At 73.1% G+C, this 16,556-nt stretch carries 13 protein-coding genes and 1 pseudogene; 12 read left to right on the forward strand and 2 right to left on the reverse strand.

The window, feature by feature from the left end:
* The first annotated feature begins 49 nt into the window (after window positions 1–49).
* From rodA to ACFQRF_RS20075, 12 genes and pseudogenes are all read left to right on the forward strand, one after another.
* Window positions 50–1,228, forward strand: coding sequence for a rod shape-determining protein RodA (gene rodA, locus ACFQRF_RS20020; RefSeq protein ID WP_379872671.1), 1,179 nt, complete (start codon window positions 50–52; stop codon window positions 1,226–1,228).
* Between the two features lie 193 nt (window positions 1,229–1,421).
* Window positions 1,422–3,356 (forward strand): TIGR03960 family B12-binding radical SAM protein, encoded by a 1,935-nt coding sequence (locus ACFQRF_RS20025; protein ID WP_379872672.1) that lies wholly within the window; start codon window positions 1,422–1,424, stop codon window positions 3,354–3,356.
* Window positions 3,357–3,961: 605 nt separating this feature from the next.
* Window positions 3,962–4,753: a TIGR03936 family radical SAM-associated protein gene (locus ACFQRF_RS20030; protein WP_379872848.1), complete on the forward strand. Its 792-nt coding sequence runs from the start codon at window positions 3,962–3,964 to the stop codon at window positions 4,751–4,753.
* 149 nt (window positions 4,754–4,902) lie between these two features.
* A complete protein-coding gene (locus ACFQRF_RS20035; protein WP_379872673.1) occupies window positions 4,903–7,776 on the forward strand; it encodes an Rne/Rng family ribonuclease in 2,874 nt (957 codons plus the stop codon).
* Between the two features lie 233 nt (window positions 7,777–8,009).
* Window positions 8,010–8,321, forward strand: a complete 312-nt coding sequence (gene rplU, locus ACFQRF_RS20040) for a 50S ribosomal protein L21 (protein ID WP_379872674.1) — start codon at window positions 8,010–8,012, stop codon at window positions 8,319–8,321.
* A gap of 15 nt (window positions 8,322–8,336) precedes the next feature.
* On the forward strand, window positions 8,337–8,603 hold the full coding sequence (gene rpmA / locus ACFQRF_RS20045; protein ID WP_379872675.1) for a 50S ribosomal protein L27: 267 nt from the start codon (window positions 8,337–8,339) through the stop codon (window positions 8,601–8,603).
* A 178-nt stretch (window positions 8,604–8,781) separates the two neighbouring features.
* Window positions 8,782–10,146, forward strand: coding sequence for a GTPase ObgE (gene obgE / locus ACFQRF_RS20050; protein WP_379872676.1), 1,365 nt, complete (start codon window positions 8,782–8,784; stop codon window positions 10,144–10,146).
* Window positions 10,147–10,324: 178 nt separating this feature from the next.
* Window positions 10,325–11,440, forward strand: a complete 1,116-nt coding sequence (proB, locus tag ACFQRF_RS20055; RefSeq protein WP_379872849.1) for a glutamate 5-kinase — start codon at window positions 10,325–10,327, stop codon at window positions 11,438–11,440.
* Window positions 11,441–11,611: 171 nt separating this feature from the next.
* Complete coding sequence (locus tag ACFQRF_RS20060; protein WP_379872677.1) at window positions 11,612–12,871, forward strand: glutamate-5-semialdehyde dehydrogenase; 1,260 nt, start codon at window positions 11,612–11,614, stop codon at window positions 12,869–12,871.
* A 201-nt stretch (window positions 12,872–13,072) separates the two neighbouring features.
* Window positions 13,073–13,264: pseudogene (locus ACFQRF_RS20065) on the forward strand (hypothetical protein); the annotation flags it as partial.
* 277 nt (window positions 13,265–13,541) lie between these two features.
* Window positions 13,542–14,378 carry a helix-turn-helix domain-containing protein gene (locus tag ACFQRF_RS20070; protein WP_379872678.1) on the forward strand — a complete coding sequence of 279 codons (837 nt, stop codon included), beginning with the start codon at window positions 13,542–13,544 and terminating at the stop codon, window positions 14,376–14,378.
* 113 nt (window positions 14,379–14,491) lie between these two features.
* A complete protein-coding gene (locus tag ACFQRF_RS20075; RefSeq protein ID WP_379872679.1) occupies window positions 14,492–14,785 on the forward strand; it encodes a hypothetical protein in 294 nt (97 codons plus the stop codon).
* Between the two features lie 49 nt (window positions 14,786–14,834).
* Here ACFQRF_RS20075 and ACFQRF_RS20080 read toward each other — a convergent pair whose 3' ends face one another.
* Both ACFQRF_RS20080 and ACFQRF_RS20085 read right to left on the reverse strand, forming a co-directional pair.
* The gene (locus ACFQRF_RS20080) at window positions 14,835–15,386 is read right to left on the reverse strand and encodes a DUF2165 domain-containing protein (RefSeq protein ID WP_379872680.1); all 552 of its coding nucleotides are present in this window, start codon (window positions 15,384–15,386) and stop codon (window positions 14,835–14,837) included.
* 87 nt (window positions 15,387–15,473) lie between these two features.
* Entirely contained in the window at window positions 15,474–16,520 is a 1,047-nt protein-coding gene (locus ACFQRF_RS20085) for a M48 family metallopeptidase (protein ID WP_379872681.1), read from the reverse strand.
* Window positions 16,521–16,556: the final 36 nt, after the last annotated feature.

Genomic DNA, 16,556 nt, shown 5'->3' on the forward strand with positions numbered 1-16,556 from the left:
CCCGCGGCGCCCCGGTCCGGCGCCGCCCAACCGGAACTGGTCGAACGCCATGTCGTTGCATCCGAGTACGCGCGTCCCGTCGCGATCGTGGCGGGGGCGCGCCGGCAGGCTGGTGGCCGCCGAGGTGCGCCGCCGGCTCGACCTGCCGCTGGTGTCCGCCGTCGCCGGCCTGTGCGTCATCGGCCTGCTGCTGGTCTGGGCCTCCACGGTCGACGACGGCGATCCCGTCGCCTCCCTGGGTTTCGTCCGGCGGCATCTCATGCACCTCGCGATCGGTGCCGTGGTCTGCGCCGCCGTGGCCGCCGTGGACTACCGCGTGCCGCGGGCGTACGCGCCGGTCATCTTCGTGCTGGCCGCGGTCGGGCTGGCGCTGGTGCTCACTCCGCTCGGTGCGGTGATCAACGGGTCACGGTCCTGGATCGTGATCGGCGGTTTCCAGGCCCAGCCCGGCGAGGTCGCCAAGATCGCGCTGATCCTGGGCGTGGCGATGCTGCTCGGCGAACCGCGCGACGGCGAGCACGCGCCCACCACTCGCGACGTGCTGGGCAGCCTGGCGGCGCTGGCGGTGCCGATGGGGCTCATCCTGCTGCAGCCGGACCTCGGAACCGCCATGGTGCTCGGCGCGATCTACCTGGGGATGCTGGCGCTGTCCGGAGCCCCGATCCGGTGGGTGCTGGGGCTGATCGGCTGCGGGCTGCTCGGTGTACTGGCGGTCTGGTGGTTCGGGCTGCTCAAGGACTATCAGCTCGCCCGTTTCGCGACCTTCGTCGATCCCACGGCCGACCCGCAGGGCGCCGGGTACAACGCCAACCAGGCGCTCATCGCCATCGGCTCCGGCGGACTCAGCGGCAGCGGCCTGTTCCGCGGCGAGCAGACCGCCGGCCGCTTCGTCCCCGAACAGCACACCGACTTCATTTTCACCGTCGCCGGTGAGGAACTCGGCTTCTTCGGCAGCGCGCTGATCATCGGGCTGATCGGCGTCGTCATCTGGCGCACCCTGCGGATCGCGGCCGGGTGCGACGAGCCCTACGGCCGCCTGGTGTGCGTCGGCGTCGCGTCCTGGCTGACCTTTCAGAGCTTCATCAACATCGGGATGACGCTCGGCATCATGCCCATCACCGGCCTGCCGCTGCCGTTCGTCTCCTACGGCGGTACCGCGAGCATCGCGCACCTGACCGCCATCGGCCTGGTGCTCGGCATCTACGGACGGTACCGGGCGTTCCGCTGACGCACCCCCGGGCGGGCGCCGGAACGCGGGCGCCCGCCCGGGCGCGGGTGGGACCGAACCTCCGCGCGGCCCCGTAGGCTGGGAAGCCGACCACGAGAACAACGACTGCGACGGCACCGACGCGGTGGTCCGGCACCGCGGTGACCGGGCAACGCAGTCGGCCGAGCCGTCATCTCCGCGGAGGCGTCCCACCATGCCGATCGAGTCCGTCTTCCCACGACTGGAGGCGCTGCTGCCGCAGGTGCAGAAGCCGATTCAGTACGTGGGCGGTGAGCTGAACTCCGTCGTCAAGGAGTGGGACGAGACGGAGGTGCGCTGGGCGCTGATGTACCCGGACGCCTACGAGGTCGGCGTGCCGAACCAGGGGATCCAGATCCTGTACGAGGTGCTGAACGAGCGCGACGGCGTGCTCGCCGAGCGCTGCTACGCGGTGTGGCCCGACCTGGAACGGCTCATGCGCGAGCACGGAGTGCCGCACTTCACCGTGGACGCGCACCGGCCGCTCGGCGCGTTCGACGTCATGGGCGTCAGCTTCGCCAGCGAGATGGGCTACACCAACATGCTCACCGCGCTGGACCTCGCGGGCGTCCCGCTGCACGCGGCCGACCGCCGCGAGGAGGACCCCATCGTGCTGGCGGGCGGCCACTCCGCCTTCAACCCCGAGCCCATCGCCGACTTCCTCGACGCCGCGGTGCTCGGCGACGGCGAGGAGATCGCGCTGGCCATCACCGAGGTCATCCGCGAGTGGAAGCGTGAGGGCCGCCCCGGCGGGCGCGACGGGGTCCTGCTGCGGCTGGCGGCCACCGGCGGGGTGTACATCCCCCGGTTCTACGACGTCGAGTACCTGCCCGACGGCCGAATCGGACGGTACCGGCCCAACCGGCCGGGCGTGCCGTGGAGCGTGCACAAGCACACCGTCATGGACCTCGACAAGTGGCCCTACCCGAAGAACCCGATCGTGCCGCTCGCCGAGTCGGTGCACGAGCGCTTCAGCGTCGAGATCTTCCGCGGCTGCACGCGCGGCTGCCGCTTCTGCCAGGCCGGCATGATCACCCGGCCGGTGCGCGAGCGCAGCAAGGCCGTCGTCGCCGACATGGTAGAGCAGGGCGTGCGGTCGTCCGGCTTCCAGGAGGTCGGCCTGCTCTCGCTGTCCAGCGCCGACCACAGCGAGATCGGCGAGATCACCAAGGGGCTCGCCGACCGCTACGAGGGCACCAACACCGGGCTGTCGCTGCCCTCGACCCGCGTCGACGCGTTCAACATCGACCTGGCGAACGAACTCACCCGCAACGGGCGTCGCTCCGGGCTCACCTTCGCGCCCGAGGGCGGCAGCGAACGCATGCGCCGGGTCATCAACAAGATGGTGACCGAGGCCGACCTCATCCGCACCGTCACCGCCGCCTACGCGGCCGGGTGGCGCCAGGTCAAGCTGTACTTCATGTGCGGGCTGCCCACCGAGACCGACGAGGACGTGCTGGCCATCGCCGACCTCGCCCGCGAGGTGATCCGGGCCGGGCGCGAGGTCACCGGGCGCAAGGACATCCGGTGCACGGTCTCCATCGGCGGGTTCGTTCCCAAGCCGCAGACCCCCTTCCAGTGGGCCGGCCAGACCCCGCACGAGGTGGTCGACGCCCGGCTGCACACCCTGCGCGACGTGCTCCGCCGCGATCGCGCCTACGGCCGGTCGGTGGGGCTGCGCTACCACGAGGGGCGGCCCTCGATCATCGAAGGACTCCTCTCCCGCGGCGACCGCCGGGTCGGCCGGGTCATCGAGGAGGTCTGGCGGGCCGGCGGGCGGTTCGATGGCTGGAGCGAGCACTTCTCCTACGAACGCTGGACCGAGTCCGCCGCTCGGGCGCTCGCCGGCGAACCGGTGGACCTGGACTGGTACACGGTGCGCGAGCGGGAACGGGACGAAGTGCTGCCCTGGGATCACCTCGACGCCGGGCTGGACCGTGACTGGCTGTGGCAGGACTGGCAGGACGCGCTGCACGGCGAGGAGTCGGTGGAGGTCGACGACTGCCGCTGGAACCCGTGCTACGACTGCGGGGTCTGCCCCACCATGGGGACCGAGATCCAGATCGGGCCCACCGACCGGTCCAAGCTACTGCCGCTGACCGTCGTCTGACCGGATGGGGAGCGGGCGCCAGCCCGAGCGGCTGCGGAGCGAGAAAAGGGCCCGAACGGGCCCCGGAACGAATCGAGGTACGGCCCGGCGCCCCGCTCGCGCCGGGCCGTACGTGTACTAGACGAGCGACCCCGCACGGTGGTTGGCACGGAATTGCGATTTGCCCAGAAATTTTTTCGGGCCGTCCGTCCTTGCACTTCAATGAGGGGTCGACCTCGCCCGACGGCGGCCCGGCGGCCCGCCGGACCGGGGGCTGTGGCCGACACAACTGCACCGGGGCTTTTCAACCGTCACCGGGGTGGGAACAGCACAGTGGTGTGTGATGCGTCACGGAGCGCGGTGGGGTCCGCTCGACCGTCGACCCGCCGCCCGGCGTCCCGACCAGGCCAGCCGGCCCGGGGCGATGGCGCGAGGCAACCGGAGCGCACCGTACGCTAATGAGGACGTGCATCTCCCGGCCCGGCCCGCTCCGGACCACCGGACACGGCGGCCGGGAGACATCGACGAAAGGAGCAGCACTGCCCCCCGCACCAGAGGGCACCATCTCGCCCTCCACCGGAACCCAGGGCCACCGACTGCGCGTGCGTTACGCCAAGCGCGGCCGGATGCGGTTCGCGAGTCATCGCGACATCGCCCGCGCGCTGGAGCGCGCGCTGCGCCGGGCCCGGATACCGGTCGCCTTCTCGGCGGGGTTCACGCCTCACCCCAAGATCTCCTACACCGGAGCGGCCCCCACGGGGGTGGCCAGTGAGGCGGAGTACTTCGAACTCACGCTGACCGAGCCGTCCGAACCCGAACAGGTGCGTGTTCGGCTCGACGCCGCGATGCCCACCGGCATCGACGTCGTCGAGGTCGTGACGGCCGCGGCGGGCGGTCTCGCCGACCGCCTGGAGGCATCGGAGTGGCGGGTCGAGCTGCCGGGAGTCGCCCCCGACGACGCCCGGGCAGCGGTGGCCGCGTTCCTAGCGGCCGGCACCGTCGAGGTGGAGCGGCTCACCAAGAAGGGACGCCGCCGCTTCGACACCCGCGGGGCCGTGCTCCGTCTGTACGTGGACGGGACCGGCACAGCGGAGCAGGACGAGACATATGTCATACTTCGAATGGTCGTCCGGCACACGACACCTGCCGTTCGGCCAGACGACGTGGTGAGCGGCCTCCGTCAGGTGGCCGGCCTCGCGCCGCCGGCATCACCGTTGATGACCAGGCTGGCGCAGGGGCCGCTGGACGGGGCCTCCGGCGAGATCGCCGACCCGTTCGCGGCGGACGGCGCGTCCGCCCGCGACAGCGGACGGCACGACTCCGGCACCGGGGCGCCGCATACCGCCGCCCCCGCCGGGACGACGCAGGACCCACCACCGACGTCGTCAGCGCCCACGCGGAGCTCGGCACATGGCTGACCTCCGACGGGGAACGTGGGCGCGATCCAAGGACTTTGTCCCGGTACCGCCGACCGCGCTACCGGGGCCGACACAGTGACGACAGTTCTCGCGCGCCGCGGCCGCTGCGAACGCGCCGCGCCCGAGAACTCTGACGGGAGACCGCCCGGATGCTCGAAAACGAGCCCAACAGCGGTGCCGAGGGCACCGTGGGACGTACAACAGAAACGACTGACAGCGCCGAGACGACACGGTCCGGCGTGACCGCGGGCGCCGACGACGGCGCGCCCGGCACGGAAAAGCCGAAGACGGCGCGACGCCGCCGGAGCGTGGCGACCCGCCCGGCCGGGCCGCCGCCGGAGCCCGAGCCGATCGCCCCCGTGGCGGCGAGCCGCACCACGAGCGCGGCCGAGGCCACGGTGGAGGCGGTGCCGGCCGAGGACGCACCCGCCACCGAGCCGAGCGCCGCGAGCGGCGGCGCGGAGCCCGAGGAGACGACCGCGCCGCGGACCCGCACCCGCCGCCGGACACGGGCCACCCGGCCCGCGGGCGAACCGGAACCGGCCGCCGGGAAGGCCGAAGCGGCGGCGTCCGATACCGAGGAGACCGGCGATCCGGCCACCGGAGTGGCCTCCGTCGCCTTCCAGCCGCCCATGGTGGTCTTCCAGCCGCCGGTGCCGCAGGGCCCGGCCAACGGGGTGCACCCCGTCGGCCCCACCGACACGCCCGACACCGAGGAGACCGCCGAGGCGGCGGAGTCCGCGGACTACTTCCAGGACGACCACGCCGACGGCGACGACGGTGACGACGACGAGGGCCGCCCGTCCCGCCGGCGCCGCCGCAGGGGCGGCCGCGGGCGCGGCCGGTCGCGGACCGGAGAGGACGGCTCGGCCGACACCGCATCCGACACCGACGTCACCGCCACCGGCCGGCCGGTGGACACCGGGGCCGGGGAAGACACCGCGCGCACCCGTCGCGCCGAGCCGGCCGCGGACGAGGACGCCGCCGACTCCGCCGGTACCGAGCAGGAGCCCGCCGACGAGGACCGGCCGGACGAGGCCGGGGGCACCAGCCGCCGCCGTCGGCGCCGCCGCCGCAGGGGCGGCGGCGAGACGGCCGAGGAGACGCCGAGCCCCGACGACCCGCCCAACACGGTGGTCCGGGTGCGCGAGCCGCGCAGCGCCGCGCCGATCGAGGACGAGGTGCAGGCCGTCCGCGGTTCCACCCGCCTGGAGGCCAAGAAGCAGCGCCGCCGCGAGGGCCGCGAGCAGGGCCGCCGCCGCGCGCCGATCATCACCGAGTCGGAGTTTCTCGCCCGCCGCGAGTCGGTCAAGCGCGACCTCGTCATCCGGCGCACCGGGGAGCGCACCCAGATCGCGGTGCTCGAAGACGACGTGCTGGTCGAGCACTACGTCGACCGGGTCACCCACAAGTCCTACGTGGGCAACGTCTACCTGGGGCGGGTGCAGAACGTGCTGCCCTCCATGGAGGCGGCGTTCGTCGACATCGGCAAGGGCCGCAACGCCGTGCTCTACGCCGGAGAGGTCAACTGGGACGCCTCCGGCCTGGAGGGCCAGCCCAAGCGCATCGAGTCGGCGCTGAAGTCGGGGCAGTCGGTGCTGGTGCAGGTCACCAAGGACCCGCTCGGCCACAAGGGCGCCCGTCTCACCAGCCAGATCAGCCTGCCCGGCCGCTACCTGGTGTACGTCCCCGATGGCACCATGACCGGCATCAGCCGCAAGCTCCCGGACAAGGAGCGCGCCCGGCTCAAGCAGATCCTCAAGAAGGTCATGCCGGAGAACGCCGGTGTGATCGTGCGGACCGCCGCCGAAGGCGCCAGCGAGGAGGAGCTGGAGCGCGACATCTCGCGGCTGGCCGCGCAGTGGGAGTCCATCAAGCGCAAGTCGAAGTCGGCGACCGCCCCGGCGCTGCTGTACAGCGAGCCCGACCTCACCGTGCGCGTGGTGCGCGACGTCTTCAACGAGGACTTCTCCAGCCTGGTCGTCTCGGGCGACGAGGCGTGGCGCACGGTCGAGGAGTACGTGAACTACGTCGCCCCGCACCTGGCCGAGCGGCTGTCGCACTGGGCCAAGGAGCGCGACGTCTTCGACGCCTACCGGGTGGACGAGCAGATCGCCAAGGCGCTGGAGCGCAAGGTGTGGCTGCCCAGCGGCGGGTCGCTGATCATCGACCGCACCGAGGCCATGACCGTCGTGGACGTCAACACCGGCAAGTTCACCGGCCAGGGCGGCAACCTGGAGGAGACGGTCACCAAGAACAACCTGGAGGCGGCCGAGGAGATCGTCCGCCAGCTGCGGCTGCGCGACATCGGCGGCATCATCGTCATCGACTTCATCGACATGGTGCTGGAGAGCAACCGCGATCTCGTGCTGCGGCGCATGCTGGAGTGCCTGTCGCGTGACCGCACCAAGCACCAGGTCGCGGAGGTCACCTCGCTGGGGCTGGTGCAGATGACCCGTAAGCGGGTCGGGCAGGGGCTGCTGGAGGCGTTCTCCACCACCTGCGACTGCTGCAACGGCCGGGGCCTCATCCTGTCCACCGAACCGGTGGAGGCCAAGGCGGCGACCGGCGGAAACGGCTCCTCGGGCGGCCGCAAGAAGAAGGGCAAGGGCGGCACCGCCGAGAAGGCCGCCGCCGAGAAGCCGGTGGCCGAGGCCGCCGAAGAGCCGGCCGAGTCCGCCGCCGAGGCGGAGCCGACCACCGAGCAGCCGGCGGAGAAGGCGGAGAAGGCCGGGAAGCCGGAGAAGAAGACCGCGCGCCGGTCGTCCCGCCGGGTCAAGCGCGACAAGGCCGCCGAGACCCCGGCCGCCCCGGAGGAGGGCGCCCCTGAGGCGGCGCCCGCCGCGGTGCCGGAGCCGGCCGCCCAAGAGCCGGCCGAGCCCGCCGCCGAGGCCCCCGCGAACGCCGATTCCGACACCGCCGCCGAGCCCGCCGAGCGCCCACGGCGCCGGCGCACCCGGCGGACCAAGACGGCCACCGCGGCCGCGGAGACCGCGGTGGTCGAGGCGGGCAGCACCCCGTGACGTCGTCCGGTCGGGCCGGGCCGCCCGGTCCGACCGGTATGGACGGTGCTTGACGTGCTCGCCCCCAACGGGCGGATGGTAATCTAAAGGCTGGTGCGTCGGCGCGCCCCAATCGTTCGCGCGCCCGAGACCTACTTTCGATTCCCACGCCCCCGTTGCGGAGGCGAGTGGGTTGAGACCGCGGTCGATTTAGAGCGCATTTTTTCTGAAGCGAGCAGGAAGTGAGTTTCCCGGTGTACGCAGTCGTGCGGGCGGGCGGCCGACAGGAGAAGGTGTCTGTCGATGACGTCTTGAACATCGACAAGGTGGCCGACGAGGTCGGCGCCACGCTGACGTGGCAGCCGCTGCTGGTCGTCGATGAGGGCAAGGTCATCAGCGACGCCGCCGAGCTCGGCGGCTACCAGGTCACCGCCGAGGTCCTGGGCGAGGCCAAGGGCCCGAAGATCAACATCCTCAAGTACAAGAACAAGACCGGTTACAAGAAGCGCCTGGGGCACCGGCAGAAGTACACCCGCGTGCGCGTCACCGGCATCGCCGCGAAGTAGCAGGAGGAGCGCGAGATGGCACACAAGAAGGGCGCGTCGTCCAGCCGGAACGGCCGCGACTCCAACGCCAAGCGGCTCGGCGTCAAGCGCTTCGGCGGGCAGAGCGTCAAGGCCGGCGAGATCCTGGTCCGCCAGCGTGGCACGCACTTCCACCCGGGCGACAACGTGGGCCGCGGTGGCGACGACACCCTGTTCGCGCTCGTCGCGGGTCAGGTGCAGTTCGGTACCCGGCGCGGCCGCAAGGCCGTGAACATCGTCCCGACCCCGGCCCCCGCGGAATAGGGCCGGCGCGACGCGACGTCACCGACTGAAGAGCGCGTAGGGCGGGCCAGCACGACTGGCCCGCCCTACGCGCGTTCGCACTCCGGCCGCCCCGTGTCAGGGCACCCGGACACCACGCAACGGAAACGAACGACCGAACCGCGGGAACCGAGCGGATCGGAAGACCCCAGGGAGAGCCATGCCGGACTTCGTCGACGAAGCGGTCTTGCACATCAAGGCCGGTGACGGCGGGCACGGCTGTGCCTCCGTGCACCGGGAGAAGTTCAAGCCGCTGGGCGGACCCGACGGCGGCAACGGGGGCAGCGGCGGCGACGTCGTCCTGGAGGTCGACCCCAACACGTCCACCCTGCTGGAGTACCAGCGCCGGCCGCACCGCAAGGCGGGCAACGGCGCGCCGGGGCAGGGGCACCACCGCGCCGGTGCCAACGGCGACGAACTGGTGCTCCCGGTACCCGACGGCACCGTGGTCACCACGCCCGACGGTGAGCTCATCGCCGACCTGGTGGGGCCCGGCACGCGGCTGGTCGCGGCCAGGGGCGGCAGCGGCGGCCTGGGCAATGCCGCGCTCGCCTCGCCGCGGCGCAAGGCGCCCGGCTTCGCGCTCAAAGGCGAGCCGGGCGAGCAGCTCGACATCCGGCTGGAGATCAAGACGATCGCCGACGTCGGCCTGGTGGGCTTCCCCAGCGCCGGAAAGTCGTCGCTGGTCGCCGCGCTGTCGGCCGCCCGGCCCAAGATCGCCGACTACCCGTTCACCACCCTGGTGCCCAACCTCGGCGTGGTCGAGGCGGGGACGACCCAGTACGTGGTCGCCGACGTGCCGGGGCTCATCCCCGGCGCGAGCGAGGGCCGGGGGCTCGGCCTGGCGTTCCTCCGGCACGTCGAGCGGTGCTCCACACTGGTGCACGTGCTCGACTGCGCCACCTACGAGCAGGGCCGGGACCCGGTCACCGACCTGGAGGTCATCGAGGCCGAGCTGGCCGCCTACGGCGAGCTGACCGACGTCGACCTCAGCGACCGGCCCCGGCTGGTGGTGCTCAACAAGGCGGACGTCCCCGACGCCCGCGAACTCGCCGAGCTCGTCACGCCGATCCTGCGCGAGCGCGGGCTGCAGGTGCACACGATTTCGGCGGCGACCCGTGAGGGGCTCCGGGAGCTGTCCTTCGCCATGGCCGAGCAGGTGGCCGCGGCGCGCGCGGCCCGCCCGGTGCCCGAGCCCACCCGCATCGTGCTGCGGCCCCGCGAAATCGGAGAGGTGCCGTTCGAGGTCGTGCCGCTCGGCGACAACACGTTCCGGGTCCGCGGCGACCGCCCCGCACGCTGGGTGCGCCAGACCGACTTCGCCAACGACGAGGCGGTCGGCTACCTCGCCGACCGGCTCAACCGCCTCGGCATCGAGGAGGCGCTCGCCAAGGCGGGCGCGGTCACCGGTGCCGAGGTGTACATCGGGGACGAGGACGACTCCGTGGTCTTCGACTGGGACCCGACCATCGACGCCGAACGCGCCCCGATCGGCCCGCGCGGCACCGACTCCCGGCTGGGCTGACGTCGCGCGGGGACCTCGCACGGTGTGCCGGCCGGACGGCCGGCACACCGCAGGCTCGGCCGAGCAGAGGTGAACACGCAGATGGGAACGGAACGTGCGGACCACGCACACTGACCGGCAACGGTCTCACGACGGGACGGCGGCGGCCGCGCCGCGGCCCGCGGAGCGGCGCGCCGACATCACGGCGGCGCGCCGGGTGGTCGTCAAGGTCGGGTCGTCGTCGCTGACGACCCCCGACGGCCACATCGAGGGCGAACGCATCCGGCAACTCGCCGACGTCCTGGCCGAGCGCCGGGCCGGCGGGATCGAAGTCGTCCTGGTGTCCTCCGGGGCGGTCGCGGCGGGCATGACCCCGCTCGGCCTGAACCGGCGCCCGCGCGACCTCGCCACCCAGCAGGCGGCGGCGAGCGTCGGCCAGGGGCTGCTGGTGGCCCACTACAGCGCCGCGCTCGCGCGGCACGGCCTGACCGCGGCGCAGGTGCTGCTCACCGCCGACGACCTGATGCGCCGGACCCAGTACCGCAACGCCCAGCGCACCCTCGGCCGGTTGCTGGAGATCGGCGCGCTGCCGATCGTGAACGAGAACGACACGGTGGCCACGGACGAGATCCGGTTCGGCGACAACGACCGGCTGGCCGCCCTCGTGGCCCACCTGCTGCGCGCCGAGGCGCTGGTGCTGCTCTCCGACGTCGACGCGCTGTACGACGGCGACCCGAGCCGTCCCGAGGCGCGCCGCATCCCCGTGGTGCGCGGCCCGGCCGACCTGGACGGTGTCGACATCGGCACCGCCGGACGCCGTGGGGTCGGCACCGGCGGGATGGTGACCAAGGTGGACTCCGCCCGGATCGCCACCGAGGCGGGGGTCCCCACCGTGCTGACGTCGGCCGCGAACGTTCGGGCCGCTCTGGCCGGCGAGCCGGTCGGCACCTACTTCACCCCGAGCCGGCGGCGCCGCCCGTCGACCCGGCAGCTGTGGCTGGCGCACGCCACGGCCGGCCGCGGCAGCGTGGTGCTCGACCCGGGCGCGGTCCGCGCCGTGGTGCGCGAGCACGCCTCGCTGCTCCCCGCCGGCGTGGTGCAGGTGGAGGGCGAGTTCGCGGCGGGCGACCCGGTCGACCTGCGCGACGAGGACGGGGTGATCGTGGCGCGCGGGCTGGTCAACTACGACTCCGTGGAGATCCCCGACCTCATGGGCCGTTCGACCCGCTGGCTCGCCCGCGAGCTGGGGCCGGAGTACGAGCGTGAGATCGTGCACCGGGACGACCTGGTCCTGCTGCCCCGGCCGCACCGCTAGCCCAGGCGCGCCGCGCTCCCTCCCGGAACGAGGGCCCGATCGTGCGGCGCGCCGCACTTCCGGTCCGCCGCCCCGGCGCCGGGACCGGCCGGACGCGTAGGCTCAGGAAACGGCGGCGAAGGCACCGGCCGGCCGCTGACGCCGCCGACGAACGAGAGTGGAGAAGACACGATGAGTGACATCGAGCGGGAGGTCCGCGCCGTCGCGGAGCGCGCCAGGGAGGCCGCCGCGGGCCTCGCCCCGCTCAGCAGGGCGGCCAAGGACGAGGCGCTGCAGGCGATGGCCGACGCCCTGGTCAAGCACGCCGACCGGATCGTCGAGGCCAACGCCGAGGATGTCGAGCGCGCCCGGGCCGCCGGGCAGAGCGCGGCGATGATCGACCGCCTGACGCTCACCGCCCCCCGGATCGAGTCGATCGCCGACGCCGTGCGGGAGATCGTCGACCTTCCGGACCCGGTCGGCGAGGTGCTGCGCGGTTCCACCCTGCCCAACGGCCTGGAACTGCGGCAGCTCCGGGTCCCGCTGGGCGTGATCGGCATCATCTACGAGGGGCGGCCGAACGTGACCGTGGACGCGGCCGCGCTCTGCCTGAAGAGCGGGAACGCCGCGCTGCTGCGCGGCTCCTCCTCGGCCTACGCGTCCAATACCCGCATCGTGGAGGTGCTGCGCGGCGCGCTGGAGGGCACCGAGGTCCCGGTGGACGCGGTCCAGCTGGTGCCGGGCGTCGAACGCGACTCCGTCCACCACCTGATGCGGGCGCGCGGGCTGGTCGATGTGCTGATCCCGCGCGGTGGCGCGTCGCTGATCCAGACCGTCGTGCGGGAGTCCGCCGTGCCGGTCATCGAGACCGGGGTGGGCAACTGCCACGTCTACGTCGACGCGCACGCCGACCTGGACAAGGCGCTGGCGATCACCGTCAACAGCAAGGCGCAGCGGGTGTCGGTGTGCAACGCGGCCGAGACCCTTCTCGTGCACGCCCGGGTCGCCGAGCGCTTCCTGCCCCGGGTCCTCGGCGCCCTGCACGACGCCGGAGTGACGGTGCACGGCGACGACCGGGTCCGCGCCTTCGACGACGCGGTGGTGCCGGCCACCGAGGCCGACTGGACCACCGAGTACCTGTCCCACGACATCGCGGTACGGATCGTCGACTCCCTGGACGAGGCGGTGGCGCACATCCGGGAGTACTCCTCGGCGCACACCGAGGCCATCGTGACCGACTCCCAGGCGGCGGCGCGCCGCTTCGTGGCGCGGGTCGACTCGGCCGCGGTGATGGTGAACGCCTCGACCCGCTTCACCGACGGCGGCGAGTTCGGTTTCGGCGCCGAGATCGGCATCTCCACCCAGAAGCTGCACGCCCGCGGCCCGATGGGACTGCCCGAGATGACCTCGACCAAGTACGTGGTCACCGGCGACGGGCACGTCCGGGAGTAGCGGTCAGGGGAGTGCGTGCGCGGCGGGCCGGAACCGGCCCGCCGCGCACGTGTGTGGGGCGCCGGTTCCGCGGGCCGAGCGGCGGGTGCGGCGCGCGCATGGTCACCGTGGGTGCCGCGTTGGCCGCGATTCGGTGAACTCCTGGCACGGCCGGTGCCGCTTCCAGCAATCTGGGAAGCCCGGGCCAGAAGGAGAAGGCACGTGAAGCTGCGCATGCTCGGATCGACCTCGCAGGGCGGGGGCTGCCCCACGCTGTACGAGACCGACTCCGGTGAGATCGTCGTTCAGGGGCGCCGGCTCACCGACCCCGAGGCCCTGGCCCAGATCCGCGACGTCCTCGACGGCGAGGAGTTCGTCGTGGTGCCCAGGGAGCTGCTGGTCCGCTTCGCGCCGTGCCGCGCCGCCGGCCGCCGGATCTCGCGGACCGTGCGGTGGCGGGGGAGAACCACCGCGCTGCGCCGTGCGTTCAGCTGGGCCGCGCAGCACAGCGCCGGGACGCGCCCGGCTCGGTGGCCCGCCGGGCGGGGGACCGGGCCGGCGCGCGTGGCGTGCCCGGAGCCGGGCGGGGCGCGGGTGCTGCCGGCTCCGCCGCGACCGTTCCCCGTCCTGCGCGGCGACGCCGGGCAGCGGGCCCCGGGCGGCGCACCGTGACGGCATCCGTGGCGGGCCGATGAGCACCGACTACCAGACGGCACGGGAGACGCTCGGGGCCCGGCTGCGGGAGCTCCGGCTGGCGGCCGGGCTGAGCGGGCGTGGGCTCGCGGAGCTGCTGGGCTGGTCGCCCAGCAAGATCAGCAAGCTGGAGCACGGGCGGCAGACCGCCGTGGGCGGCGACGTCCAGGCGTGGACCCGCGCGTGCGGCGCGGCCGAGGTCGCCGACGAGCTGCTCGTGCAGTTGCGCACGCTGGAGACCCACTACACGAGCTGGCGGCGGCAGCTGGCCACCGGCACCCAGGCCCGGCAGCGAGCCTTTCACGAGCTGGAGAAGCGCAGCCGCGCGGTGCGCAACTTCGAGTCCGCGTGCGTGCCCGGCCTGCTGCAGACGCCGGACTACGCCCGGCACATCCTGCGGCGCACGGTGGAACTGCACGGCACGCCGAACGACGTCGAGGAGGGGGTCCGCGCCCGGCTGCGCCGCCAGCGGCTGCTCGCCGAACCGCACCGCAGGTTCGAGTTCCTGCTGTGGGAGCCGGCGCTGCGGCTGCTCATCTGCCCCGCCGAGACCATGGCCGGCCAGCTCGACCGGATCGCCGGCCTCATCGGTGCGGGGCATGTCCGGATCGGCATCGTGCCGACGAACATCGAGGTGACGGCGGTGCCCACGCACGGCTTCTGGCTCTTCGACGACGAGCTGGTCCTGGTCGAGACGATCGGCGCCGAGCTTCGGCTGGCCGACGCCGACGCCATCACGCCCTACCGGAGGGTCTTCACCGAGCTCGGACGGGTGGCCGCCCACGGCCACGCGGCGCGGCGGGTCCTGGCCCGGATCCGCCGGGAACTGCCGTGAGCGCGTTCCCGCCGGGACGCCGCCCGGGCGGTGGCGTGCGGCCTCGGGCGGCTCTCGGAGAAATTTCGAGAAATCCGGCTGAGCGCCGAAAACGCGGCTTCTAGCGTTGACCTGTGCGTTTCCGTGGCGAGGTGACGGTGATGGTGACGTTTCCCGAGGTCGGCGACGGCCGAGAACGACTGCTCCAGGAGATCCGGGAACGCTACCCCGACTGGCGGATCGTCCGCGCGGACGGCCGTCTCGTGGCCACCCACCGCACCGAGCGGCCGGACCCGGAGCGGGAGCGCGCGCTGGTGGTGACCCGAGTCATGGCCGACCACCCGGAGCAGCTGGCCGCCCGGCTGTACGTGCAGGAGGCGCTGCGGGCCGGGCTGCGCCGTGGCGGCCACCGGCCCTCCCGCGCGTGAGCGGGCGCCGCAGGGGCGGCGCCTCCGGCGTGACCGGGGAGTCGGGGGCTTACCGGCCGGCCCGGCCGACCGTCGCGTCGTGGCCGTCCGGGGCGGCCTGCGGGCTCCCGGCCCGGTGCGCGCGGCCGGTGTGCACCAGGATCAGGCCGATCCCCGCGATCAGGACGTTGCGCACGGCGGGGTCGGTGCCGTTCCACTCCGCGGACTGCCACATCTGGAACCACTCTCCACCGACGGCGAGGAAGCCGCCGCCGAAGAGCAGGATCTGCAACACCCAGCCGAGCGAGGCCAGCCGGCGCGCCGACTCCGGCCGGCGGAACCACACGGCCAGCGCCGCGGTCAGCACCAGCGCGATGGCCGCCTCCCAGGCGACGATCCCCACGAACACCACGGTGACCGCGGCGGGGTGCGTGATGGCCCGCCACGCGGCGGGGGGCTGGTCGAACGTGGTGTCCATGGCCAGGACATGCCGCACGTAGGCCGTGTTGGCGTCCGGATCGGTGATGTTGCCCAGCACCACCAGCGCCATGTACAGGGCGGTGACCGCGGTCAGCGCGGCGATCGCGGTGTCGGTGCCCCCGAGCCTGGCCAGTAGACGCATGGCCCGACCCTACGCCCCACCGCGCGGCGCCCACGAGGGGGGAGCGGCGGGCCGGAGCAGCGCCGCGGACCCACGGACGCCGGCCGCTCAGGTTCCGCTGCCGTCCTGGCCGCGGCCGGCGTTGCGCACCCGGTGCGCGACCGAGTCGAACAGCTTGCCGCCCGCGCTGGCCGCGCTGCCCGCGACGTCGCGCAGCGTGCCGAACAGCGGGTCGGAGGTGCGTTCCCAGGACTCGCGGTAGGAGTTGGCGGCGTTGCGCGCCTCCTCGGCGATCGAGGTGTTGCCGTCGGTGTCGCGCCGCGGGTAGTCGCCGTTCAGGATGCGCTGGTAGGAGCCGTCCTTGACCCAGCGGTCGAGTTCGGCGAGCCGGACCACCGCGAAGGGGTGGGTGTGGCCCATGAGGTTGAGCAGTTTGAGCAGGCTGTCCCGGGCGTCGCCGCCCCGGTCGTACTCCGCGGCCTGCTCCAGGAAGGCGTCGGAGTTCATCTCGGCGAGCCGCGACCCGCCGGCCAGCTTCATCAGCGCCCGCTTGGCCGCGTCGGGGTCCTGACCGGCGAGCAGACCGGCGCGGTCACAGGACAGCTCGGACTTGCGGTACCACTCCTCCAGCGCGGTGACGATCGCGCGCAGGCCGATGTAGCCGAGCGGGATCCAGGCCACCCGGGTGGCGAGCCGGATCAGCGCGAGCAGCATCGTCCGGTACACGGCGTGGCCGGACAGGATGTGCCCCACCTCGTGGCCGACGACGAAACGCTGCTCCTCGGCGGTGAGCAGGTCGAACAGGCCGGTGGTCATGACGATGAACGGCTTGTTGCTGCCGATGGCCATGGCGTTGGGCTGCGGGTTGAGCTGGATGTACAGCTCGGGAACCTCGTCGAGGTCGAGCACGTAGGCGGCGTCGCGCACGTAGTCGTACACATCGGGGAACTGCCGCTCACTCACCCGGACCGAGCTGGACAGGTACATCAGGCGCAGCGCCCGCTCGTTGAACAGGCCGGACAGGCGCTTGAACACCTCGTCGAAACCCCGCAGCGACCGCAGGGCGACCAGCGCGCCGCGGTCGGCCGGGTGCTCGTAGGCACGGGAACTGATGTCGGCGAGGCGGACGCGGGTGCGATCGGGCGTGTTGGACATGTCGGCATGCTATGCGTCGGGCATCCCGGCGCGCCA

Origin of the sequence: Marinactinospora rubrisoli (assembly GCF_042664915.1) — a bacterium.
Classification (GTDB): domain Bacteria; phylum Actinomycetota; class Actinomycetes; order Streptosporangiales; family Streptosporangiaceae; genus Marinitenerispora; species Marinitenerispora rubrisoli.

Coding starts and splice junctions, on each gene's coding strand:
- rodA (WP_379872671.1), top strand. CDS start 50: ATGTCGTTGCATCCGAGTACGCGCGTCCCGTCGCGATCGTGGCGGGGG.
- ACFQRF_RS20025 (WP_379872672.1), top strand. CDS start 1,422: ATGCCGATCGAGTCCGTCTTCCCACGACTGGAGGCGCTGCTGCCGCAG.
- ACFQRF_RS20030 (WP_379872848.1), top strand. CDS start 3,962: ATGCGGTTCGCGAGTCATCGCGACATCGCCCGCGCGCTGGAGCGCGCG.
- ACFQRF_RS20035 (WP_379872673.1), top strand. CDS start 4,903: ATGCTCGAAAACGAGCCCAACAGCGGTGCCGAGGGCACCGTGGGACGT.
- rpmA (WP_379872675.1), top strand. CDS start 8,337: ATGGCACACAAGAAGGGCGCGTCGTCCAGCCGGAACGGCCGCGACTCC.
- obgE (WP_379872676.1), top strand. CDS start 8,782: ATGCCGGACTTCGTCGACGAAGCGGTCTTGCACATCAAGGCCGGTGAC.
- ACFQRF_RS20060 (WP_379872677.1), top strand. CDS start 11,612: ATGAGTGACATCGAGCGGGAGGTCCGCGCCGTCGCGGAGCGCGCCAGG.
- ACFQRF_RS20070 (WP_379872678.1), top strand. CDS start 13,542: ATGAGCACCGACTACCAGACGGCACGGGAGACGCTCGGGGCCCGGCTG.
- ACFQRF_RS20080 (WP_379872680.1), bottom strand. CDS start 15,386: ATGCGTCTACTGGCCAGGCTCGGGGGCACCGACACCGCGATCGCCGCG.
- ACFQRF_RS20085 (WP_379872681.1), bottom strand. CDS start 16,520: ATGTCCAACACGCCCGATCGCACCCGCGTCCGCCTCGCCGACATCAGT.